General features: G+C 64.3%; 17 protein-coding genes, 1 pseudogene and 1 riboswitch. Of the genes and pseudogenes, 9 read left to right on the forward strand and 9 right to left on the reverse strand.

Annotation, left to right across the window (positions count from 1 at the left end):
* Window positions 1-6 precede the first annotated feature (6 nt).
* Window positions 7-2,249, reverse strand: a pseudogene (locus LB528_RS00570) (FUSC family protein).
* Window positions 2,131-4,185: a DNA topoisomerase IV subunit B gene (gene parE, locus LB528_RS00575; protein WP_224511423.1), complete on the reverse strand. Its 2,055-nt coding sequence runs from the start codon at window positions 4,183-4,185 to the stop codon at window positions 2,131-2,133. Before parE ends, LB528_RS00570 begins: the two are co-directional and overlap by 119 nt.
* 256 nt (window positions 4,186-4,441) lie before the next feature.
* On the opposite strand from parE, the gene cpaB reads away from it, so the two are divergent.
* From cpaB to LB528_RS00620, 9 genes are all read left to right on the forward strand, one after another.
* Entirely contained in the window at window positions 4,442-5,356 is a 915-nt protein-coding gene (gene cpaB, locus LB528_RS00580; RefSeq protein ID WP_224511426.1) for a Flp pilus assembly protein CpaB, read from the forward strand.
* Window positions 5,357-5,385: 29 nt separating this feature from the next.
* Window positions 5,386-6,825 carry a type II and III secretion system protein family protein gene (locus tag LB528_RS00585; protein WP_224511428.1) on the forward strand — a complete coding sequence of 480 codons (1,440 nt, stop codon included), beginning with the start codon at window positions 5,386-5,388 and terminating at the stop codon, window positions 6,823-6,825.
* A gap of 3 nt (window positions 6,826-6,828) precedes the next feature.
* Window positions 6,829-7,095: a hypothetical protein gene (locus tag LB528_RS00590; protein ID WP_224713470.1), complete on the forward strand. Its 267-nt coding sequence runs from the start codon at window positions 6,829-6,831 to the stop codon at window positions 7,093-7,095.
* Between the two features lie 13 nt (window positions 7,096-7,108).
* Window positions 7,109-8,323, forward strand: coding sequence for a CpaE family protein (locus tag LB528_RS00595; protein WP_224511432.1), 1,215 nt, complete (start codon window positions 7,109-7,111; stop codon window positions 8,321-8,323).
* Window positions 8,320-9,741: a CpaF family protein gene (locus tag LB528_RS00600; RefSeq protein ID WP_224713471.1), complete on the forward strand. Its 1,422-nt coding sequence runs from the start codon at window positions 8,320-8,322 to the stop codon at window positions 9,739-9,741. The genes LB528_RS00595 and LB528_RS00600 overlap by 4 nt, the downstream gene beginning before the upstream one ends.
* A gap of 4 nt (window positions 9,742-9,745) precedes the next feature.
* Window positions 9,746-10,711, forward strand: coding sequence for a type II secretion system F family protein (locus tag LB528_RS30360; RefSeq protein ID WP_224713472.1), 966 nt, complete (start codon window positions 9,746-9,748; stop codon window positions 10,709-10,711).
* 1 nt (window position 10,712) lies between these two features.
* Window positions 10,713-11,675 carry a type II secretion system F family protein gene (locus LB528_RS00610; RefSeq protein ID WP_224511437.1) on the forward strand — a complete coding sequence of 321 codons (963 nt, stop codon included), beginning with the start codon at window positions 10,713-10,715 and terminating at the stop codon, window positions 11,673-11,675.
* A gap of 192 nt (window positions 11,676-11,867) precedes the next feature.
* Window positions 11,868-12,341 (forward strand): tetratricopeptide repeat protein, encoded by a 474-nt coding sequence (locus tag LB528_RS00615; protein WP_224713473.1) that lies wholly within the window; start codon window positions 11,868-11,870, stop codon window positions 12,339-12,341.
* 180 nt (window positions 12,342-12,521) lie between these two features.
* Window positions 12,522-13,694 carry a GGDEF domain-containing protein gene (locus LB528_RS00620; protein ID WP_224713474.1) on the forward strand — a complete coding sequence of 391 codons (1,173 nt, stop codon included), beginning with the start codon at window positions 12,522-12,524 and terminating at the stop codon, window positions 13,692-13,694.
* A 6-nt stretch (window positions 13,695-13,700) separates the two neighbouring features.
* Here LB528_RS00620 and gcvP read toward each other — a convergent pair whose 3' ends face one another.
* The 7 genes from gcvP to LB528_RS00655 form a co-directional block, all read right to left on the reverse strand.
* On the reverse strand, window positions 13,701-16,511 hold the full coding sequence (gene gcvP, locus LB528_RS00625; protein ID WP_224713475.1) for an aminomethyl-transferring glycine dehydrogenase: 2,811 nt from the start codon (window positions 16,509-16,511) through the stop codon (window positions 13,701-13,703).
* 17 nt (window positions 16,512-16,528) lie between these two features.
* A complete protein-coding gene (gene gcvH / locus LB528_RS00630) occupies window positions 16,529-16,897 on the reverse strand; it encodes a glycine cleavage system protein GcvH (RefSeq protein WP_224586633.1) in 369 nt (122 codons plus the stop codon).
* A 7-nt stretch (window positions 16,898-16,904) separates the two neighbouring features.
* Window positions 16,905-18,005 (reverse strand): glycine cleavage system aminomethyltransferase GcvT, encoded by a 1,101-nt coding sequence (gcvT, locus tag LB528_RS00635; protein WP_224713476.1) that lies wholly within the window; start codon window positions 18,003-18,005, stop codon window positions 16,905-16,907.
* Window positions 18,006-18,154: 149 nt separating this feature from the next.
* Window positions 18,155-18,241: riboswitch (glycine riboswitch) on the reverse strand.
* 254 nt (window positions 18,242-18,495) lie between these two features.
* Window positions 18,496-18,927, reverse strand: a complete 432-nt coding sequence (locus LB528_RS00640) for a GNAT family N-acetyltransferase (protein WP_224713477.1) — start codon at window positions 18,925-18,927, stop codon at window positions 18,496-18,498.
* Window positions 18,927-19,718 carry a molybdopterin-binding protein gene (locus tag LB528_RS00645; RefSeq protein ID WP_224713478.1) on the reverse strand — a complete coding sequence of 264 codons (792 nt, stop codon included), beginning with the start codon at window positions 19,716-19,718 and terminating at the stop codon, window positions 18,927-18,929. Before LB528_RS00645 ends, LB528_RS00640 begins: the two co-directional genes overlap by 1 nt.
* Window position 19,719: 1 nt before the next feature.
* Window positions 19,720-20,592 (reverse strand): cytochrome b/b6 domain-containing protein, encoded by an 873-nt coding sequence (locus LB528_RS00650; protein WP_224713479.1) that lies wholly within the window; start codon window positions 20,590-20,592, stop codon window positions 19,720-19,722.
* 98 nt (window positions 20,593-20,690) lie between these two features.
* Window positions 20,691-21,362, reverse strand: a complete 672-nt coding sequence (locus LB528_RS00655; protein WP_224713480.1) for a DUF1345 domain-containing protein — start codon at window positions 21,360-21,362, stop codon at window positions 20,691-20,693.
* Window positions 21,363-21,373: the final 11 nt, after the last annotated feature.

The following is a 21,373-nucleotide window of genomic DNA, read 5'->3' on the forward strand; positions in this document are numbered from 1 at the left end:
AGCTGGCTATACGCGACCCTTCGTGAAGAAATCCGGATAGTCCTCCATCGCCGCGGCAATGATACGCAGCGAGGCGGCGATCTGCAGCATTTCGAGCCGATCGCTGCGTTGGGCGATGCTGGCCGCATATTGCCTCGCCACCGCGACGGTCGCGGTCTGCGGCTCGCCCGGGCGCCGAAACAGCAATTCGCGCGCCAGGCCGCGCAGGAAATTGCCGATGGATTCGACCGTTTCGTGCGGGACGGCGGAGTTCAACTGCGCCTGGCGCAGCCGCAGCACCTCCAGCCCGACGGTGACGGCGGCGATGCTTCCGCCAAGCATGGGGTCGCCCTTGCGGCCCGTCTGCTGCACCTGCGGCATCAACTGGTTGATCCGGTCGTAGGCGAGGCTTTCGAACGCCGAACGCCGGGGGATGCGTTCATGCAGGCAAAGCCGCGCCAAATCCTCACGCATCGCTGCGAGATTCGCTCAACGGTGACCCAGGGATCGGCCGGCAGCACGACGATGAAGACGCCGATGGCAATCAGGATGCCGACCAGAATCGAGGCCGAGCCGGCGAAGAACGGCCCGGGATCATAGATCATCTGCTGATGCGGGCTGAGGAAGGCGAGGAAGTTGATCGCGAAGGCGGTGGCGACGCCAACATGACGCGGATTGGCCATGCCGAGCGCCGCAGGCACCAGGATCGGCACGACGAAGAGCGTGAACCAGCCGAAGCCCGGCAGCGCCGGCAGCGCGACCTGGCCGACCAGAAAGGCAAAAGGCAGCGCGATCAGCGTTCCGGTGAAGAAGCCCCAGGCGGACTGCACGGGATCGGGGCGCGATGCGAACAGGCTGGAGACGACGGCGACGAGGATGACGGTGCCGGCCGCTTCCGACCATTTGGTCGTCAGCCAGAAGATCGCCACGAGCAACGTCGCCAGCGCGGCGCGCACGGCATTGCGCCATGCGGCCTGGTAGTCGCGGTGGACGACCAAGGCCGGCTGGCCTCGCTCGCTCGATTTGCGGGAGACGGGCGACCGGAGTGCGTCAAGGCCGCGCATCACCTGCTTCAGCGCCTCGGCGAAATCGCCGGCGATGGTCAGTCGGGTGATGGTGCCGACTTTGTCTTCGCCGTTATCGTAGGGACCGGTATCGTTGGGCAGGTCGGGCATCTCCCTGGCCTTGCTCGCGATCGCGTCGAGCCGTGCCACCCATGGCCCTGTGTCATCGAGCGCGCCGGGCGTCGCCGCCAGTTCACCGACGAAGGCTTTCAATTCGCTGCGCATGGGAATGAGCGCTGCGTTCTTCGGCCTGCGGTGGCTGTGCAGGGCGCGCGCCGCGGAAAGCGCCCACAGAAGCTGGCCGATCGTGCGCCGCACCGGGTGGGCGCTGGTGGCGAAGCTCGGCGCCTCCAGCCGCGCATAGGTGCGCATCTCCGCGAGGGTCTGGGCATCGGCGATCAGCTTGCGCTGGAGCGCGGCAAGGCTTGCCGGATCGCCATCGGAAAAGGCGCCACCGGCATATTCGGCGAGGTCGAGAATGCTGCGCTTCAGCCGGGAGATGATGGCGTCGGCGGCGAGCTTCGGCAGGATCAGCCGGCTGGTGACGCCGGCGCAGACGATGCCGAGAACGATCTCGGCGCACCGCGCGATCGCCAGCTCGACGACGATATGCGGCTGTCCAAGGGCCGGCAGGCTGATGATCATCGCCGTATAGCCGGCAAGGGCGGCGCCATAGGCTTCCGGGTTGCGCAACAGCGACGAGACGAGCGTGCAGACGCCGATCCAGAGCGCCAGCACGGTGACCAGCAGCCACGGATTGGCGCCGAACAGCGATGTGATGCCGATAGCGGCAAGACCGCCCGCCAGCGTGCCGAGCAGCCTGTAGAAGCCCTTCGCCAGCACCATGCCGGCCACCGGCTGCGCGACGATGAACACCGTCATCATCGCCCATTGCGGATGGTCGAGCTTCAGCGCGTAGGCGGCAAGAAGCGCGATCAGCCCCGCCGAAACCGTGCGTAAGGCGAAGATCCAATCCGAACGGGTCGGCTGTGTCAGGCCCCTTAATGGTATCTCGGCAAGCTCTTTCAGCCGCGCCCAGGTCACATGCCCGTCTCCATGCCGGAGCCTGTTATGGACCGGACGGCGTTCAGATATCCAGCACGTCCGTCTCGGCGAATTCGGCGCGCTCCTGGATGAAGCGGAAACGCGCCTCGGGCTTGGTGCCCATAAGCGCGTCGACGGCATCCTTGGTGGCCTGCTCGGCATCGATCACATCAACCCTCAGAAGCGTGCGCTTCTTCGGATCCATCGTGGTCTCCTTGAGCTGTGAGGCCATCATCTCGCCCAGGCCCTTGAAGCGGCCGATCTCGACCTTGCCGCGTCCGGCGAACTCGGTGCGTAGCAACTCGTCCTTATGCGCGTCGTCGCGGGCATAGCCGACCTTGCCGCCTTGCCGGATCGAATAGAGCGGCGGCACGGCCATGTAGAGATGGCCGCCGCGGATCAGGTTCGGCATCTCCTGATAGAAGAAGGTGATCAACAGCGAAGCGATGTGCGCGCCGTCGACGTCGGCGTCGGTCATGATGATCACGCGGTCGTAGCGCAGATCCTCATCGCGGTATTTCGAGCGCGTGCCGCAGCCGAGCGCCTGGATCAGGTCGGAAATCTGCTGGTTGGCGGCAAGCTTGTCGTTGCCGGCGGAAGCGACGTTGAGGATCTTGCCGCGCAGCGGGAGCACTGCCTGGCTGGCGCGGTCGCGCGCCTGCTTGGCCGAGCCGCCGGCCGAGTCACCCTCGACGATGAAGATCTCGGCGCCGGCGGCGGCGTTCTGGGTGCAATCGGCGAGCTTGCCCGGAAGGCGCAGCTTGCGCACGGCGCTCTTACGCGAGACTTCCTTCTCCTGGCGGCGCCGAACGCGCTCGTCGGCGCGCGCGATAACCCAGTCGAGAAGCTTCGAGGCTTCCTGCGGATTGTCGGCCAGCCAATGGTCGAACGGGTCGCGGATGGCGTTCTCGACGATGCGCATCGCCTCGATCGTCGCCAGCCTGTCCTTGGTCTGACCGACGAATTCCGGCTCGCGGATGAATACCGACAGCATGCCTGCGGCAGAGATCATCACGTCGTCGGTGGTGACGATCGAGGCGCGCTTGTTGCCGATGAGGTCGGCATAGGCGCGCAGTCCGCGCGTCAGCACGTTGCGGAAGCCTGCCTCATGCGTGCCGCCCTCGGGGGTCGGAATGGTGTTGCAATAGGAGTTGAGGAAACCATCGCCGCCGAACCAGGTGACGGCCCATTCAAGCGAACCGTGGCCGCCCTGCTTGTCGCTCTTCCCTGCGAAAACCTCGCGCGTGACCTGGAATTCGTCGCCCAGCGTCGCCTTGAGATAATCTTTAAGGCCCCCGGGGAAATGGAACTCGGCCTTGGCCGGCGTCTGGTCCTTGTCCTTGATCAGCGACGGATCGCAGGTCCAGCGGATCTCGACACCGCCGAACAGATAGGCCTTCGAGCGCGTCATGCGGTAAAGCCGCGCCGGCTCGAAGGCAGCGCCCTTGCCGAAAATCTGCTCGTCGGGATGGAAGCGGGTCCGCGTGCCGCGGCGGTTGTGAACCTCGCCGAGGTGTTCGAGCCCGCTGACCGGGACGCCGCGGGAGAATCTTTGGCGGTAAAGTTGGCGACCCCGCGCGACCTCGACCTCAAGGTGGTCCGACAGCGCATTGACGACCGAAACGCCGACGCCGTGCAGGCCGCCGGAAGTCTCATAGACCTTGGAGTCGAACTTTCCGCCCGAATGCAGCGTCGTCATGATGACTTCGAGCGCCGGCTTCTTGAATTTCGGATGCGGATCGACCGGGATGCCGCGACCATTGTCGGTCACGGTCAGGAAGCCGTCGGCGGAAAGCTCGACGTCGATGAAGGTGGCGTGGCCGGCCACCGCCTCATCCATCGAATTGTCGATGACCTCGGCGAACAGGTGATGCATCGCCTTGTCGTCGGTGCCGCCGATATACATGCCCGGACGGCGGCGCACCGGCTCGAGCCCTTCCAGCACCTCGATGTCGGCGGCGCTGTAGCTTTCGCTGCCGTCGCGGGTGGCGGTGGAACGCTTCGCGGCCTGCACCAGCGGATCGGCGGGCCGCGAGGGCGCGCGCACTTGCTGCGGCTGCTTTTCCGGGGTGCCAAAAAGATCGCTGGTGTCGTCCATGCTAGCCATTAAATCCGGTACTGCGAATCACTCCTCGATACTGCCACGCTTTTGGCGGGCGAACGAGGTTCCTGTTCCGTTCAGGGATTCAAACTGTCTCTTGTTCCAAAACCATTCGATAACCAAGCCGGCCGAAATAGGGCAATTGGCGGGTCGCGGGATTCCTGATTCTTTAACATTAACGCCTAGCGTGAGGCCCAACCAACAAAAGACCACGGGCGTCAGGGGTTCCATTGTGAGGGGCAGGGCCATAACCATGATCGGCATCGCCGCCGTTTTCGGCGCGATCTCGATCTTTGCCGCGGATTTCTGGGTCAAAAGCCAGGCGAAGGCTCAGCCTGAGGTCAAGGTCGTTGCCGCGCCGCAGCAGCCCAAGGTCGAGTTCAAGACCATCGTGGTGGCGCAAGCGCCGCTGCGCTACGGCATGGAGCTCGGTCGACCGCAGCTCGCCGAGATTCCGTGGCCGCAGGATTCCGTGCCGCAAGGTGCCTTCCCGACCATCGACAAGCTGCTCGCCGACGGCAGCCGGGTCGTGCTGTCACCGATAGAGGTCAACGAGCCGGTCTTGCTCACCAAGCTGTCGGGACCGAACGGGCGCGCCACCCTTTCCAACATGCTGTCGCCGGGAATGCGGGCCGTCACCATCCGCACCGACGAGATCGCCGGCGTCGGCGGTTTCATCACGCCGGGAGACCGCGTCGACGTCGTGCTGACGCGTGATGCGGGAGACATCCAGGAAGTATCCAAGAATGCTCAAGGGGCTGCCGGCTCGACGGTGACGTCCGAGGTCGTCGTTGCCGACGTCAAGGTGCTTTCGGTCGGGCAGGGCGCCGACGAACGCAAGACCGAGCCGCAAGTCGCCAATTCGGTGACCATCGAGGTGACCAACGAAGGGGCGCAGAAAGTGGCGCTCGCCCGCACCGTCGGCACCTTGTCGCTGTCCTTACGGTCCGCGGCCGACGCCAGTGACGGCAAAAGCGGGCTGACGACCATCTCGTCGTTCGGCGGTTCGGTTGCGGCAAGCGCGCAGGCAAGCGCGGCCTCGCTCGTCAATGCGGTGACGAAGGACCAGGACGAGCCGAAATTCAAGACGGTGATCGTAACGCGCGGCGACAAGGTCGAGGAATACAAGGTTCCTTCGCGGCAACCGCCGCAGGAACTGCAGCAATAGCCGGTGGGGACCGGCGGGGACGGGGCAAGATGTTCGGGTTTGATGCATTTCGGACGACCGGCGGATGGCGTCTTCTCGGCGCGATCGCGCTGGCGGCGGCAATGCTTGGCGTCGCCGCGCCGGCAAGGGCGGGCAATGACGTCGTCTATGTCTCGGCGAACAAGAACGCCTCGATCAAGGTCGCCAAGGGCAAGCCGAAGACGATCATGACGAGCGCCGCCTTCTACCAGATCGTCATCGGCGATCCGGAGATCGCGAACGTCAACCCGCTGACCGACAAGTCCTTCTATGTGCTGGGCAACAATCTGGGCACCACCGGCATTGCCCTGTTCGACCAGAACAAGCAGCTTGTCGGCACCATCGACATCGAGGTGACGCTGGATACCGACCAACTGGCCAGCACCATCCGCGCCAGCGTGCCCGACGCCAAGATCAAGGTCGGCTCGGCAAACGGGCGCGTCGTGCTGTCGGGCGAGGCCGATGATGCGGTCGCCGCCGACAAGGCCAGCAAGATTGCGTCGCGCTTTTCCGGCAACGAGGAAGTCATCAACTCGGTCAACATCTCGTCCTCGCAGCAGGTGCAGCTCAACGTCCGCTTCGTCGAGATCAACCGTCAGGCCGGCCAGGACCTCGGCGCCAAATATGCCGCCAATTTCGCCTATGGCATCGGCAACCGCAAAGTCGTGCTGAACCCGGGTGGGGGAGACCTGCCGGCTGCCGGAACAGGCGAGATCATCGGCAGCCTGCTGTCGAACGGCGTTTCGATCGACATCGCGATCAAGGCTTTGGAGGAACGCGGCCTTGCGCGGCGGCTGGCGGAGCCGAACCTGATTGCGCGTTCGGGGCAGACCGCGAGCTTCCTTGCCGGCGGCGAGTTCCCGATCCCGGTTTCCGAGGACAATGGCAAGATCAGCGTCACCTATAAGAAGTACGGCGTCGGCCTGGATTTCACGCCGACGGTGCTGAAGGACGGGCTGGTAAGCCTCGACATCGCACCGGAAGTGTCCTCGATCGACCCGTCCGCTTCCATCCAGGTCAGCAGCGGCATTTCCATTCCGGCCTTCATCGTGCGTCGCGCCAGGACATCGGTCGACCTCAAGAACGGCCAGAGCTTCATGATCGCCGGCCTCCTGCAATCGCAGAACGACATCACGACGTCGCGGGTGCCGGGGATCGGCAAGCTGCCGGTGCTCGGTCCGCTGTTTTCCTCGAAATCCTATCAGCGGCGCGAGACCGATCTGGTCATCATCGTCACGCCTTACCTAGTCAAGCCGGTGGATCCCTCGAAGAAGATGGTCGAGCCGACCGACGGCACTCAGCCGGCAAGCCCCGCCGATTACTTCCTGAACAACACCGAGGAAGTGGACGCCTCGGCGTCGAAGCGTCCGGTGGCGCTGGCAGACGGCAGCGCCGCCCGCCCGGTGGCTGCCGCCACGTCCGGCCACTTCCTCGATCTGCCAAAGGACTAAGCCATGCGCATCCCCGCCTGCATCGCTCTGCTCCTGGCCGGTTTCGCCGGCGGTTGCACCAGCGATGACTATGTACGCGCCGAAGGGGTGACCTTGGCGGCCGGCAACGCGCAGGCATCCAACACTGTCATGCAGATGGTCGATCCATGGAAGTACGGCGTGCAGAACACAAGGCTTCTGGTGCCGGCCCAGCGTCCGGGTCCCGGGAGCGCTGCTGTTGGCGCGAAAGCCGGCTCCGCGCCGACGACATCATCAACCACATCGAACTGATGGGCTGACGCCGATGGCATCTGGCACCAAGACGAAGAAGATCCTGCTCGTTTCGACGGACAGGACGTTTCTGCAGGACACGCGGACCGCTTTCGCGGCCTCCGAGGTCATCGAGCTTTTGACGCTGGAAAAGAGCGTCAACGAGCTGCGCGGCGAGATCCTCGAAGCGGCCTTCGGCACGGTCATCATCGACATGGATGCGGCCAAGCTCGAGCAAATCGAGTCGCTGCAGCGCGTCATGCGGCGGCTGGAAGGCAGCGTCCCGGTGGTCGTCGTCACGCAGGAATTCAACGCGGCTGCGGTGCGCATCCTGGTGCAGCTCAAGGTCGCCGATTTCCTGGTCAAGCCGATCACCACGGCCGACCTCGTGCGTTCCGTCATCCGTGCGCTGCAAGGGCCGGGGCGGGAAGAGAACACCGAATCGCATATTTATACGTTCATGCCCGCAGCCGGCGGCGTCGGCACGACAACGCTTGCCTTGCAAACGGCCTTCCAGCTGCATCATTCCGTGACGCGCGGCGCCTCGACATGCGTCGTCGACCTCAATTTCCAGCAGGGCGCCTGCGCCGAATATCTCGACCTCGAGCCGCGCTTCGACATCACGGAAATCGAGAACCAGCCGGAGCGCCTCGACCGGCAATTGCTTGATGTGATGCTGTCCAAGCATGCGAGCGGGCTCTGCGTGCTTGCCGCTCCCACGCGCCCGTCCGAAATGCGCTCGTTCAAAACCGATGTCGTGGTGCGCATGCTCGACCTCGTGGCGGCTTATTTCGACAATGTCGTCATCGACATGCCGCGCACCTGGTTCCCCTGGACCGAGACGGTGCTGCTGGGTTCCAACAAGCTCTATATCGTCGCCGAGATGACGGTGCCCTGCCTGCGCCATACGCAGCGCCTGATCCAGGCCGTCTATGAGACCGCCGGCAAGGAAGTAAAGCCCAACGTCATCGTCAACCGCTTCGAGCAGAAGATGTTCGACAGCGGCATCAAGCAGGCGGACGTTCAGGAGATACTCGGCGAGCATTTCGTCGGCGGCATCTCCAACAACTACCGGCTGGTCCGCGAGGCGGTCGATCGCGGCGTGCCGCTGCACGCCATCGACCCCAATGCCAATGTCGTCAACGACCTGAAGAAGATCATCCTGCCGGAGGAGGCCATCCAGACCACGGTCAAGTCGAAATCGCTGTTCGGCCTGGGCAAGGGCCTGCTGAAGAGGAAGGCAGGATGAGCAGCCGCTTCTCCAACCTGCAGAACCGCGATGTTCGTCCGCAGCGCGCGCCGGAGCCCGCGCCCACCACGCACAATGCGGTGATCATTCCGACGACTCGCAAGCCGGCGCCGCCGAAGCCTGAAGCGGCGCCCGCCAAGAGCGCCAACAAGGTGCTGGACGCACGCGTGCGTATCCATCGTATGCTGCTCGAAGAGATCAACCTGGTCGCGCTGGAGCGGCTTCCCCGGGATGAAATGCGCCGTCAGGTGCATGAATTCGTTTCTGAAAAAACGCGCCATGAGCGCATGGCAATCAACAACGCAGAGCTCGACGCGCTGGTCGACGACATTGTCGACGAGATGGTCGGCCTCGGCCCGCTGGAGCCGCTGCTCAAGGACCCCGAGATCAACGACATCCTGATCAACGGCCACCAGAACTGCTTCGTCGAAAAGCGCGGCAAGCTGCAGCAGGTTCACATCCCGTTCAAGGATGAGGCGCATCTGCTTCGAATCATAAATAAAATCGTCGCCGCCGTCGGCCGGCGCGTCGATGAATCGCAGCCGATGGTTGACGCCCGCATGCTCGACGGCTCCCGCTTCAACGCTGCGATCCGGCCGGTCGGCGTCGACGGGCCGCTGGTGTCGATCCGCAAATTCTCCAAAAACAAGCTCGGCCTGCACAAGCTCGTCGAATTCGGCGCCATCACGCAGAACATGGCCGAGGTGCTGGCGGCGGCGGTGCATGCCCGCAAGACCACGATCATCTCCGGCGGCACCGGCACCGGCAAGACGACGATGCTCAATGCGCTGTCGGCTTTCATCCCGGAAGACGAGCGCCTGATCACCATCGAGGACGCCGCCGAACTGCAACTGCAGCAGCCGCATGTCGCGCGCATGGAAACGCGGCCCGCCAATATCGAGGGCCACGGCGAACTGAAGCAGCGCGACCTGGTCAAGAACGCGCTGCGCATGCGTCCCGACCGCGTCATCCTCGGCGAGTGCCGCGGCGAGGAAGCCTTCGACATGCTGCAGGCTATGAACACCGGTCACGAAGGCTCGATGGCCACCATCCATGCCAACACGCCGCGCGACGCCATCTCGCGCCTGGAACAGATGCTCGGCATGACCGGCATGCCGATGACCGTGCAGTCGATCCGCAGCCAGATATCAAGCGCCATCGAAATCATCGTCCAACTGACGCGCCTTTCCGACGGCAAGCGCAAGGTGACCAGCGTCGCCGAGGTGACCGGCATGGAAGGCGACGTGATCCAGATGCAGGAGATCTTCCGCTTCGTGCGCACCGGCATGGAAGCGGACGGAACGATACTCGGCCACTTCGAAGCGACCGGCATCCGCCCGCGCTTCCTCGAGGACCTGCGCAACATGGGCATCGAATTCCCGGGCAAGTATTTCGAACCCGGCCGGCCGCAGGACTAGGCCGGTGTTCGAGGGATTCAGCCCGGTCTATGTCGTTTACGCCGCGGCGGCGCTCACCGGCATTATGATCGCCGAGGGTTGCTACCTGCTCTATGCCGGGCGCAGCGACAAGCGCACGGCCATCAACCGCCGCATGAGGCTCGCGGAGAATAAGATCAGCCAGGAACAGGTGCTGATCCAACTGCGCAAGGAGCGCGGGATAGACGGTGGCAGCTCGATCTTTTCCCTCGACCGCTTCCACGCCCTGCGCACGCAGTCGGGCATGACCATGCCGCTGCCGAAATTCCTGACGATCACCGCGGGTGTGGCCGCGGCGCTGGCGCTTTTAGGCATCTGGAAGGGCCTGCCGCTCCTGTTCGGCCTCATCCTGTTTGTCGTGCTGTCGCCGGTACTGCCGGTGATGGTCATGCGCTTCATGCGCAAGCGCCGGCACAAGCGGTTCGGGATCCAATTGCCCGAGGCGCTGGAGCTCATCACGCGCGGCCTGAAGGCCGGCCATCCGGTGCCCGTGGCGATCGCCATGGTGGCGCGCGAGATGGCCGATCCGATCGGCACCGAGTTCGGCGTCGTCGCCGACGAGGTGACCTACGGCTCCGACCTGGTCTCGGCGCTGAGCAATCTCTTCGACCGGGTGGGCCATGAAGACCTGCCGCTGTTCGTCACGGCGGTGTCGATCCAGAGCAGTTCGGGCGGCAATCTGCGCGAGATCCTCGACGGCCTGTCGGCGACGATCCGCGAGCGCGGCAAGCTGCGCCGCAAGGTGCGCGCCATTTCGACGGAAGGGCGCATGTCGGCTTACATCCTGACCGCGGTGCCGGTGCTTCTGTTCACCGCCATCATGGTGCTGATGCCGCAATTCTACCAGGATGTCTGGGACGTGCCGAAGACCTGGTACATGATGGGCGGCTCCATTGCCTGGCTGCTGCTCGGCAACGCCATCATGTTCAAGATGTCGAATTTCAGGTTCTGAGATGGAAGACGTCATCCGCTTCCTCGCCTCACTCGCGCCGACCTCGCTGGTGCCGGTCGCCGTGCTGCTCCTTGTGTTGGGCGCCGGTGCCGTCGCATGGCCGCTGGTGCTCGCCAAGGGCGATCGCGGCGAGGTCAAGCGACGGCTGAGGGTGGAGACATTGCAGCCGGCCGAGCAGGCGGAGCCCGCGCCCAAGAAGAGCACCAATGTCGTGCGCGAGAAGGCGGTGAAACGGGCGCAGGAGTTCTATGCCAAGAGCGATCCGGAAAATGTCGCCCGGCTGCGCATGAAACTCATCCAGGCCGGCTACATGGAGCCGCGCGCCGTCGGCATGTTCTTCCTCATCCGTTTCGCCATCCTGGTCGGCGCGGCGCTCGGCTCATTCCTGATCAACCACTGGGCGGCCAGCGCCGAGTCGACCATGACCAGCCGCTGGACCTTCATCATCCTGTCCGGCGCCGGCGGCTATTTCCTGCCGGGCCTGGTGCTGACGCAGAAAATTCGGGACAAGATGCGCGAATATCGCAACGGCTTTCCCGATTTCATGGATCTGATGATCGTCTGTTCCGATGCCGGCATGAGCATGGAGGCCGGTATCGAGCGGGTCTCCAAGGAGCTTGCCAGGACCTATCCGTCGCTCAGCCAGAACCTGATGCTGGTGTCGCTGGAACTGCGGGCCGGGCGCAGCCTCGACGATGCGCTGAAGGCGCTTGCCGACCGCCTCAGTCTTGATGAGGTCCGCTCCTTCGCGACGCTGCTGCAGCAATCCAAGGAACTCGGCACCAGCCTGTCGGGCTCGCTGCGCGTCTTTTCCGACGAAATGCGGCACAAGCGCATGTCGCTGGCCGAGGAGAAGGCGCATGCACTGCCGGCCAAGATGTCGGTCCCGGTGACGGTCTGCATCCTGCCGGTGGTGCTGATGGTCGCCATCATACCGATCATCGTGAAGCTGAGCGCACACTGAGGTGCGTTGATATTCAAGGTGAGGCCGGCCTGATCTAAATATCAACATGCCTCAAAGCCGACGCAAGCGCTGGTTAACGCATCCTTGGCGCGCAACCTAATTTTAGCTGCATTTCGGCACCGAAGCTTAATCGCTTTCCTGTAGTTTTTTTCCTGAAGAACGACCCGGCAAATCGGGCGATGGGGCAGGGGCATGCGTCAGAGACTTCCCAGGGCAGCGGCGGCGTTGGCGGCCGTCTTGATGATTACCGGCTGCACGACGAACAACAACGTCGACACGACCAAGACCACGGCGATCCAGCCGGTGGCCAAGGATGTCAGCGCCAACGACCTCGTCGAAGGCAAGGCGCAGTTCCGCGAGGCGAATTTCGGCCTTGCCGAACAGCATTTTCGCAAGGCGGTCGAACTCAAATCCGACAATGCCGAGGCGTGGATGGGGCTTGCCGCATCCTATGACGAGCTTGGCCGCTTCGACTTCGCCGACCGCGCCTACGCGCAGCTTCTGAAGGTCGCCGGGCGCAAGCCGCAGATCGTCAACAATATGGGTTATTCGCAGCTTCTGCGCGGCAACAAGAAAAGGGCGCGTGCGCTGTTGCTCGAGGCCAAGGCCGGCATGGCCGACCAGACGGTGGTCAATGCCAATCTGGCGCTGCTCGACAAGGGCTGATCTGTCAGCGGGTTCGCGTATTCCGTGTACCGTCACGGGATTTCGCCTCACCTGTCGACGCTTTGTAAACCCTGTGTCGAGGTAGCGCTGGGCATCGGCCGAAAGCGGTTTGCGCCAGCCGCCGCCAGCCTACATTGAGGGGATCCGGGCACCGGCTACGCTAGAGGCAGTTCTTCACTGATGTTGGATTTCAGTTCGCTTCTGCTCGCGGCGGCGCTATCGGGCATATGCCTCAGCATCACCATGTTTGCGATCTGGCTCGCCACGCCGAGGGCGCGTTTCGTGCTCACGGTCGCCTGCGGCATCTTCGTGCTCGTCGCCCATGTCGTCGGCTTCTGGCGCTATACCAAGGAGGCCGATCCCTGGCTGTGCCAAGTCGTGCTCGCGCTGCTGACTCTGGGTTTCCTGGTCATCTGCCTGTCGGCCATGCAGTATCTCGGCTTTCGCGATTACCGCGGCATCGTCGTGCCGACGCTGGCCGCGATGGCTGCCTGCGCGATCGTCACCTTTCTCGGTTTCGACGGCATCGGCTTCCAGATCACCTATGCGGCCGTGACGACGCTGCTCGCGGCGATCGGGACGATGTTCTGGATAAAGGGGGATCACGACCGCCGGATCCTGCTCGTCGTCTCGTTCCTCAGCGGCGCCTGCGGCCTGTCCTTCGCCCTGTGCGGCCTGACGCTGCTGGCGCAAGGGCAGTGGGTGCTGGGTGCGGCGCCCGACAATTGGGCGGAGCGGTTGAACTCCGTCGTCGCGGTCGCCTGCATGACGGGCCTCGGCGCGCTGACGCTTTCGCTGCACCATCTGCAGGCGCAGATCGAGCTCAAGGCCGAGACGATGACCGATCCGCTGACCGGCCTGATGAACCGCCGAGCGCTCAACGAGCTTTACGGCGACCGCAGCTTCGGTCCGTTCATGGCGATCGCCATGTTCGATCTCGACCATTTCAAGAGGACCAACGACGTCTTCGGCCATCCGGTCGGCGATCAGGTGCTTTGCCGTTTCGCGGCGGTGATCAAGAAGTATGGCAAGGCGGGCGTCGACGCCTTCCGCTTGGGCGGCGAGGAATTCGCGCTCGTCATGTCGCGCGTGACGCCGGAAAAGGCGCATGACATGGCAAGCCGGATCGGCGTCGCATTCGGCACGGAGATCGTTCCAACCCATCGCGGCCCGCTGCGTAGCAGCGTCAGCGGCGGCATGGGATTCGGTTCGGCCGCGGGCCGGCCGCTCCACGAGGTGCTGGCGCAAGCAGACGCCGCGCTTTATGCAGCCAAACGTGCCGGGCGCAACCGCGTCATTGCTCAGGTCGCAGCGGACCGGCCCGACGCCGGGCCAGCCCTGAAGACTGCCTGAGCAACGCTACTCCGCGGCGCCGAGATATTCCGACAGCGGCGGGCAGGAGCAGACCAGGTTGCGGTCGCCGGCGACGTTGTCGATGCGCGAGACCCGTGGCCAGTATTTCGCCGCCAGATCGGCGTCGCCCGCCGGATAGACCGCCTCCAGCCGAGAATAGGGATGCTTCCACTCGCCGGCAAGCGCCTCCGCCGCGGTGTGCGGGGCATTGACCAGCGGGTTGTCGTTGGACGGCCACTCGCCCTTCGCCACTTTCGCCGCCTCCCCGGCGATGGCGATCATCGCCTCGCAAAAACGGTCAAGCTCACGCTTGGGCTCGGACTCGGTCGGCTCGACCATCAGCGTGCCGGCAACCGGAAACGACATGGTCGGCGCATGGAAGCCGTAGTCGATCAGGCGCTTGGCGATATCGTCGACGCTGATGCCGGCGCTCTCCTTGAGCACGCGGGTGTCGAGGATGCACTCATGCGCGATGCGATCGCTCCGACCCTTGTAGAGCAGCGGGTAGTGCGGCGCGAGCCGCGTCGCCACATAGTTGGCCGAAACAATCGCCGTTTCCGTCGCCTGCTTCAGGCCGGAGCCGCCCATCATGCGGATATACATCCAGGTGATCGGCAGGATCGACGCGCTGCCGAAAGGAGCCGCCGCCACGGCATGCGCCGAACCCTCGGTGACGTGGCCAGGCAGATAGGGTTTCAGATGCGCCCTGACGCCGATCGGGCCGACGCCCGGGCCGCCGCCGCCATGCGGGATACAGAAGGTCTTGTGCAGGTTCATGTGGCAGACGTCGGCACCGATGTCGCCGGGGCGGGCGAGGCCGACCAGGGCGTTGAGGTTGGCGCCGTCGAAATAGACCTGGCCGCCATGCTCGTGGATCAGCGCGCACAGATGGCGCGCGCCTTCCTCGTAGACGCCATGCGTCGAAGGATAGGTGAACATCAGCGCCGCGAGGTTCTTGGAATGCTCGTTGGCCTTGGCGCGCAAATCGTCCATGTCGATATTGCCGTCATCGAGGCAACGCACGACGACGACATTCATCCCGACCATCGCAGCACTCGCCGGATTGGTGCCATGCGCGGAGGACGGGATCAGGCAAACGGTGCGGTGGCCTTCGCCGCGCGCGCGATGGTAGGCGCGGATGGCGAGCAGGCCCGCATATTCGCCTTGGCTGCCGGCATTGGGCTGCAGGCTGACGGCGTCGAACCCGGTGATCTCCGACAGCCAGGCCTCCAGGTCGCCGGCCATCTTGCGATAGCCTGCCGAATGGCGGGCCGGCGCGAAGGGATGCAGGTTGGCGACACTCGGCCAGCTCACCGGCATCATCTCGGCGGCGGCGTTGAGCTTCATGGTGCAGGAGCCGAGCGGGATCATGGCGCGGTCAAGCGCCAGGTCCTTGTCGGCCAGCCGGCGCAGGAAGCGCATCATCTCGGTTTCGGAATGGTTGTCATGGAAGACCGGCTGGGTCAGGAATTCCTTGCCGCGCGGCTTGCCGGGCATGGAATTGCCTTCGGCTGCGCCGGGCTTGGCCCCGAACAGGGCGGCGATCGCCTCGAGATCGGCTTCCGTCGAGGTCTCGTCGAAAGCGACGCTGATGCGATCGGTATCGATAAGGCGCAGCAGCCTGCCGGTCTTCTCGGCGGCAGCGGCTATTGCAGCGGCCTTGCCCTTCACCTCCGCGGTCACGGTGTCGAAGCGGCTTGTGCCGAGCACGGAAACGCCTGCTGCCCTGAGACCTGCGGCAAGACGGTCGGCAAGGCTATGGACCTGCCCGGCAATCGCCTGCAGGCCGGCAGGGCCGTGCCAAATCGCATAGGCCGTCGCCATGTTGGCCAGCAGCGCCTGCGCGGTGCAGATGTTGGAGGTGGCCTTGTCGCGGCGGATATGCTGCTCTCGCGTCTGCAGCGCCAGCCGGTAGCCGGGGCGGCCCTTGGTGTCGGTCGACTGGCCGACGAGACGGCCGGGCATCAGGCGGGTCAGCCTGTCGGAGACGGCGCAATAGGCGGCGTGAGGACCGCCGAAACCCATCGGCACGCCGAAGCGCTGCATCGGGCCGACGGCGATGTCGGCGCCAAGCTTCGCCGGCGCATCCGTCAGCGTCAGCGCCAGCGGATCGGCGATGAAGACGACCAGCGCGCCGGCAGCGCGGGCCTTCTCGATCGCCGCCTTGTGGTCGCCATAGACGCCGAGCGTGTCCGGCCAGGAGACGAGCAGGGCGGCGGTGTTGTCATCGATCGTCTCGCCATCGACCTCGATGCCGAGCGGCTCGGCGCGGGTGCGCACGACGTCCAGCGTCTGCGGATGCGGTGTGCCGGCAAGCGTTACCTTGGTGCGCTTGTCGCGGTGGTGGCGCAACGCGATGCCGACGGCTTCGGCGACGGCGGTGGCTTCATCGAGCAGCGAGGCGGACGCCACCGGCAGGCCGGTGAGCTCGGTGACCAGGGTCTGGAAGTTGAACAGCATTTCCAGCCGGCCCTGGCTGATCTCGGCCTGGTAGGGTGTGTAGGCCGTGTACCAGGCCGGGTTCTCGAACAGATTGCGCTGGATGACCGGCGGCACGAAGACACCATGATAGCCGGCGCCGATGAAGCTTTTCAGCACCGTGTTGTTCGCCATGATCGCAGACAGTTCGGCCAGTGCTTCCGCTTCGCTCGCTGGAGCGGGCAGGTTGAGCGGTCGGTCGAGGCGGATCGATCTCGGCACGGCCTGGCTGATCAGCGTTTCGACGGACGGAACGCCGAGCACGGCAAGCATGGCTCTGACATCGTTGACGTCGGGGCCGATATGGCGGGCCGAGAAGGGAGTAAGCGCTGCGGTCATGTCTCTATGTCCTGGTATCAGCCGATATGGGCTTTGTAGGCGGCCTCATCCATGAGGCTGTCGAGCTGGCCTTCGTCGGCCAGCTTCATCTTCCAGAGCCAGCCGTCGCCGGTCGCGGCCGAATTGACCAGCGAGGGGTCGGCCGACAGCGAAGCGTTTGCCTCGGTGATCTCTCCGTCGACCGGCGCGTAGACGTCCGATGCCGCCTTGACGGATTCGACGACCACGGCCGTATCGCCCTTGGCGAGCTTGCGGCCGATCTCCGGCAGCTCGACGAAAACAAGATCGCCAAGCTGTTCCTGCGCATAGTCGGTGATGCCGACAGTGGCGACGCCGCCTTCGACGCGGAGCCATTCATGGTCTTCAGTGAAATAGGTCTTTGCCATCCGGAAATCATCCTTTGCGGTAGCGGTGTTGGGTGAAGGGCAGGGACGCGACGTCGACCGGGATTTGCGCCCCGCGGACATCGGCGAAGAGTTTCGTACCGGCTTTGGCCAGCGCGGTGTTGACGTAGCCCATGGCGACCGGGTGTCCCGTCGAAGGGCCGAAGCCGCCTGAGGTGACGTGGCCGGCCGGATTGCCGCCGGCATCGACGAGCGCCGCGCCGGCGCGAACTGGCTGGCGACCGTCGGGCTTCAGGCCGACGCGCTTCTGCGACGGCCCGCGCTCGATGATCGAGCGCAGCGCGTCGGCGCCTATGAAATGGCCGGAAGCGCGAACTTCCTTGGGAATCGCCCACATCAATCCCGCGCTTGCCGGGTCGATTTCCGGCGTCAGGTCCTGGCCATGCAGACAAAGACCGGCTTCGAGCCGCAGGCTGTCGCGCGCAGCAAGGCCGATCCACTGCACGCGCTCGTCCCCCAGCAGTGTCGCGACCAGATCCCGTGCGTCCTTCTCCGGCAGGCCGATCTCGAAACCGTCCTCGCCGGTGTAGCCGGAGCGGCTCATGAACCAGTTTTGACGCGGCTCGATGCCGTGCATGAAGAGCAGCGAGCCGGTTTCGATGCCGGCTCGGGACAGGGCGGCCCACGCTTCCGGACCCTGGATCGCCAGGAAGACGCGGTCGAGCGGCTCGATCTTGGCATCGAAATCGGCGGCCAGGGCGCGCAGATGCTTCTCGTCCTCCACCGCGTTGCCGGCATTGGCCACCACCATGAAACGGTCATCGCCCAGGCGGGTGACGATCAGATCGTCGATGATGCCGGCCGCCTCGTTGAGGAAGAAGGTGTATTTGGACTGGGAAATTTCCAGCGCGCCGGCATCGAGCGGGCAGGCACGGTTCAACAATGCGGTGGCCCCCGGACCGGAGACCTCGAACAGCTTCATATGCGAGATGTCGAACAGGCCGGCATGCTCGCGCGTGTGAAGATGCTCCTTCATCACGCCGGGCGGGTAGGTGAGCGGCATCGACCAGCCGGCGAAGGCGCCGAAACGCGCGCCCGCGGCCTGATGCAAATCCTCAAGGGGTAGGTGTCTGGTGTCTTCGCCTGTCATGTCTTCTCCAGAGTCGCACGGCAAACGACCGCCATTGGCGGCCTAGTCGTGCCCCTCTGTCTGAAGCCTGAGAGACTCGCGCCCCGTAACTCTGTCGGCAGCGCTTACACCTTCGGCGCGGGAAGATTCCCGACTTTCCAGAGTTGTCTTTCCCGTGCACGGTTCTTTTGCCTGAGAGATTTCGGGCGATTTCCCCTTCGGCGACAGCTTGCGCTGCTCTCTCCCGCAAACAGGAAGGACTCAGTCGCCTGAGTCCTCGACGCGCCATCCATAGCCCGTCGGCGACACCTTGTCACCTCCCAGCGACATTTAAAGCGCGCCGATAAAGAGCGCCGAGACGATCGATGCCGGCAATGCCGAATGGCTGGCCGAGCGGGTCGGCGGTGGCCAGCGGCCGCTACGCGACAGCGGGCGCGCGTCGCTGACGCTGATCAGGCAGGCTTCGCCGGAAAATCCATCCGGCGCTTAAACCGCTGTTTGAGAGAGTGGCCTAGGCGTTTCCTGCAAGTGTCTTGCAAAGGATGACGTTGGAATGGCCTTCGGGCCAGCCGGTCAGTTCGGCCATGCGCTCGAAGCCGGCCTTTTCGTACAGGCCAGGCGCCTGGAAGTCGTGGGTCGAAACCCATATCCGCAGCGAGCCGCGCGCGGCAGCCTCCGCGACGAAGGCATCGAGTAGCTTCCTGCCGTGGCCAAGGCCTCGGTGGGTCTCGTCAACCCACATCAGCGTGAGCTCGGCAATGCCGGCCCAGGAATAGCCCGCGGCGGCCCCGACGGCGCGGCCTTTTTCATCCCGCAACGCAAAGACGAGGGCACGGTCATCACCACGACCGGTCAGCCGCCGGTTGCCGTCGTTGAGACGTTCCTCGATGGCAATAAGCTCGGCCGGCGCAAGATCGTGCTCGGCCTGCAGGCGAGGGGCCATCAAATCCCGCCATACCAGTCGTAGCCATTGTCTTCCCAATAACCGCCGCGGCCGCCCCCGACATTGGCGAAACTGTCGACCAGCTCGATCTTGGAAAGGTATTTCGGCATCTTGTAGCCGAGCTGGCGCTCGACCCGCACACGCAGCGGCGCGCCGTTCTCGACCGGCAACGGCTTGCCGTTCAGGCCATAGGCCAGAATCGTCTGCGGATGGCGGGCGTCGATCAGGTCAATAGTACCGTAATATTTGATGTCGCCGGACAGGCTTTGCTCGATCGTGTCGAGGCAGTGGAACATGACGTAGCGGGCCTGCGGCTTGACCACCGCCTGGTCGAGCACCAGCGACAGCGGTGTGCCGGTCCATTTGGCGATGCAGCTCCAGCCTTCGACGCAGTCATGGCGGGTGATCTGCGTGCGGCTCGGCATGTTCTGGAGCTGCTCGCGGCTCAGCGACAGCGGCTTCTCGACCAGACCGGTCACCTCGAGGCGCCAGTCGGCGAAATTGTTGGCGAGCAGACCTTTGTAGGTGTCGTCATCGGGCGCCGTGACGCCGTTCGGCCGCTGCGGCTGACGGATGTCGGCTTCGGTGAATTCCGGCGCCAGCGTGTCGCGGCCGGCGAGCAGGCGCTGGGCGCGCCAGGTCAGGCCGTTGGCGTTTTCGAGGAAGCTGCGCAGGCCGCCACCGATGCTGAGGCCGCTGTCGAATACATCACAACCCGACAGCGCGATGCCCGACAGGCCGAGGCTGCCGGCGGTCAGGAACTTGCGGCGACTGATCTCAAATTTTGCCATGTCAGGCGCTCCTCTCGGTCGGCTCGGCGTGCTTCGCAGGCGGGTCGGTGCGGTACCAGCCGGTGATGATCGAGCGCAGCTCGTTGATCGGGCCGGCGGCGAGGATCATCAGGATGTGGACGACGAAGAAAAGGACAAGCAGCAGCATGACGGTGAAGTGGATGGTGCGAGCCGTCTGCCGGCCGCCGAGGATTTCGTTGAGCCAGGGCAATACCGAATTCATGCTCGGCGACATTGCGAGGCCGGTGATGATCATCAGCGGCAAGAGCACGAAGAGCACGCCGCCATAGGCCATTTTCTGCAGCGTGTTGTATTCCCTCGTGTGATGGAACTTCAGCTTCGCATGATCGACGATGTCGCGCGGTAGCTTGCGCAGGTCTGACACGCGCGGAGCGAGATCGCGGCGGATATGGCCGTTGATCAGGCTGGCGATCAGCCAGACGAGCAGCGTCGTGGTCAGGATCCAGGCGAAGAAGAAGTGCACGACGCGGGCGGTGCCGAGGTCGTAATAGGACGGGATCGTCGCCCAGGAAGGGAAGGCGCGGGGCGTCTCTTGTCCCGGCGGACCCGACCAGCCGAGCACGCCGGTGGTGTCGAAGCGATGACCGAAGATTTCAGTGAAGCCGCGCGGACCGTTGGCGGTGTTTTCGGCGCCGATCTGGAGGATGGTGTTGTTGAATTCGAAGCCGGATTGCTTGCCGATATAAAGCTGCGGCCGCGCATTGAAGATCTGCAGGCCGGAAAGCAGCATGAAGAACAGCGAGAAAGCCCAGATCCAATGGGTCAACCGCGTCCAGCGCGATTGCCGATAGATGAGGGCCGTGTCCTTGCCGTCCGCCTCGGTCGCGGACTGGTTGTTGGCAACATTATCCATCTTGCCTCCGGCCGCCATCGGGAGGCGGCTTCTCAGGTCATTGTCTCCCCCTCAATACGTCGCCGCACAAGGCAATGTTTCGTGCGATCACGGATTTATTATGGAGAGCCCAGGCTGACCGCGAGATTGACTGCCGCCGCGACGATCACCGTGTTGAAGAAAAAGGTCAGGATCGAGTGGACAAGCACCACCAGGCGCATTTGCGAGGTGGTGATGGCCGTGTCCGCCGTCTGCGCCGTCATGCCGACCACCGTTGCGAAATAGAGAAAGTCCCAGCCATCCGGCCTTTTGCCGCCCGGGAAATCGAGGCCGCCAACCGGCATTTTCTTCTGGGTTTTCGCATCGATCTCGTCGCCATCCTTCCAATAGACATGCGCATAGTGGAGCGAAGCCATGGAGTGGATGGTGAACCAGCCGAGCGGGATCGAGAGCATCGCGAAGGCGAGCTGCAGCGGATGAGCGGCATCCTTCCGGTTGATGAGCAGGAAGAGCGAGACGATGGCTGCGCCAACGACAAAGAGCGTGACGGCGAAGATCAGCAAGACGGGCAGATCTGTCGAGCGCGCGTTCTTGCTGAGATAGCGTCCGGTAAGGCTCGGCATCAGGGCCAGCACCAGGGCGATGTAGCTCACGAAGAACACGTTGGCGCCGATGGAATAGGGCAGAGGCCAGCGCAGCAACAAGGCAAGCAGCAGCGCGACGATGCCGATGGCCGCGGCGAGGGCGAACTGCATGTGCCGATGCATCGGCGTCTTGAGATCGTCACCCATGGCCCGAGGCC

The organism is Mesorhizobium sp. CA4 (genome assembly GCF_020165075.1).
Taxonomy (GTDB): domain Bacteria; phylum Pseudomonadota; class Alphaproteobacteria; order Rhizobiales; family Rhizobiaceae; genus Mesorhizobium.

Bases quoted from the DNA above. Each gene is read 5' to 3' on its own strand.
- parE (WP_224511423.1), bottom strand. From the start codon at position 4,185: ATGGACGACACCAGCGATCTTTTTGGCACCCCGGAAAAGCAGCCGCAG.
- cpaB (WP_224511426.1), top strand. From the start codon at position 4,442: ATGATCGGCATCGCCGCCGTTTTCGGCGCGATCTCGATCTTTGCCGCG.
- LB528_RS00585 (WP_224511428.1), top strand. From the start codon at position 5,386: ATGTTCGGGTTTGATGCATTTCGGACGACCGGCGGATGGCGTCTTCTC.
- LB528_RS00590 (WP_224713470.1), top strand. From the start codon at position 6,829: ATGCGCATCCCCGCCTGCATCGCTCTGCTCCTGGCCGGTTTCGCCGGC.
- LB528_RS00595 (WP_224511432.1), top strand. From the start codon at position 7,109: ATGGCATCTGGCACCAAGACGAAGAAGATCCTGCTCGTTTCGACGGAC.
- LB528_RS00600 (WP_224713471.1), top strand. From the start codon at position 8,320: ATGAGCAGCCGCTTCTCCAACCTGCAGAACCGCGATGTTCGTCCGCAG.
- LB528_RS00610 (WP_224511437.1), top strand. From the start codon at position 10,713: ATGGAAGACGTCATCCGCTTCCTCGCCTCACTCGCGCCGACCTCGCTG.
- LB528_RS00615 (WP_224713473.1), top strand. From the start codon at position 11,868: ATGCGTCAGAGACTTCCCAGGGCAGCGGCGGCGTTGGCGGCCGTCTTG.
- LB528_RS00620 (WP_224713474.1), top strand. From the start codon at position 12,522: ATGTTGGATTTCAGTTCGCTTCTGCTCGCGGCGGCGCTATCGGGCATA.
- gcvP (WP_224713475.1), bottom strand. From the start codon at position 16,511: ATGACCGCAGCGCTTACTCCCTTCTCGGCCCGCCATATCGGCCCCGAC.
- gcvH (WP_224586633.1), bottom strand. From the start codon at position 16,897: ATGGCAAAGACCTATTTCACTGAAGACCATGAATGGCTCCGCGTCGAA.
- gcvT (WP_224713476.1), bottom strand. From the start codon at position 18,005: ATGACAGGCGAAGACACCAGACACCTACCCCTTGAGGATTTGCATCAG.
- LB528_RS00640 (WP_224713477.1), bottom strand. From the start codon at position 18,927: ATGGCCCCTCGCCTGCAGGCCGAGCACGATCTTGCGCCGGCCGAGCTT.
- LB528_RS00645 (WP_224713478.1), bottom strand. From the start codon at position 19,718: ATGGCAAAATTTGAGATCAGTCGCCGCAAGTTCCTGACCGCCGGCAGC.
- LB528_RS00650 (WP_224713479.1), bottom strand. From the start codon at position 20,592: ATGGATAATGTTGCCAACAACCAGTCCGCGACCGAGGCGGACGGCAAG.
- LB528_RS00655 (WP_224713480.1), bottom strand. From the start codon at position 21,362: ATGGGTGACGATCTCAAGACGCCGATGCATCGGCACATGCAGTTCGCC.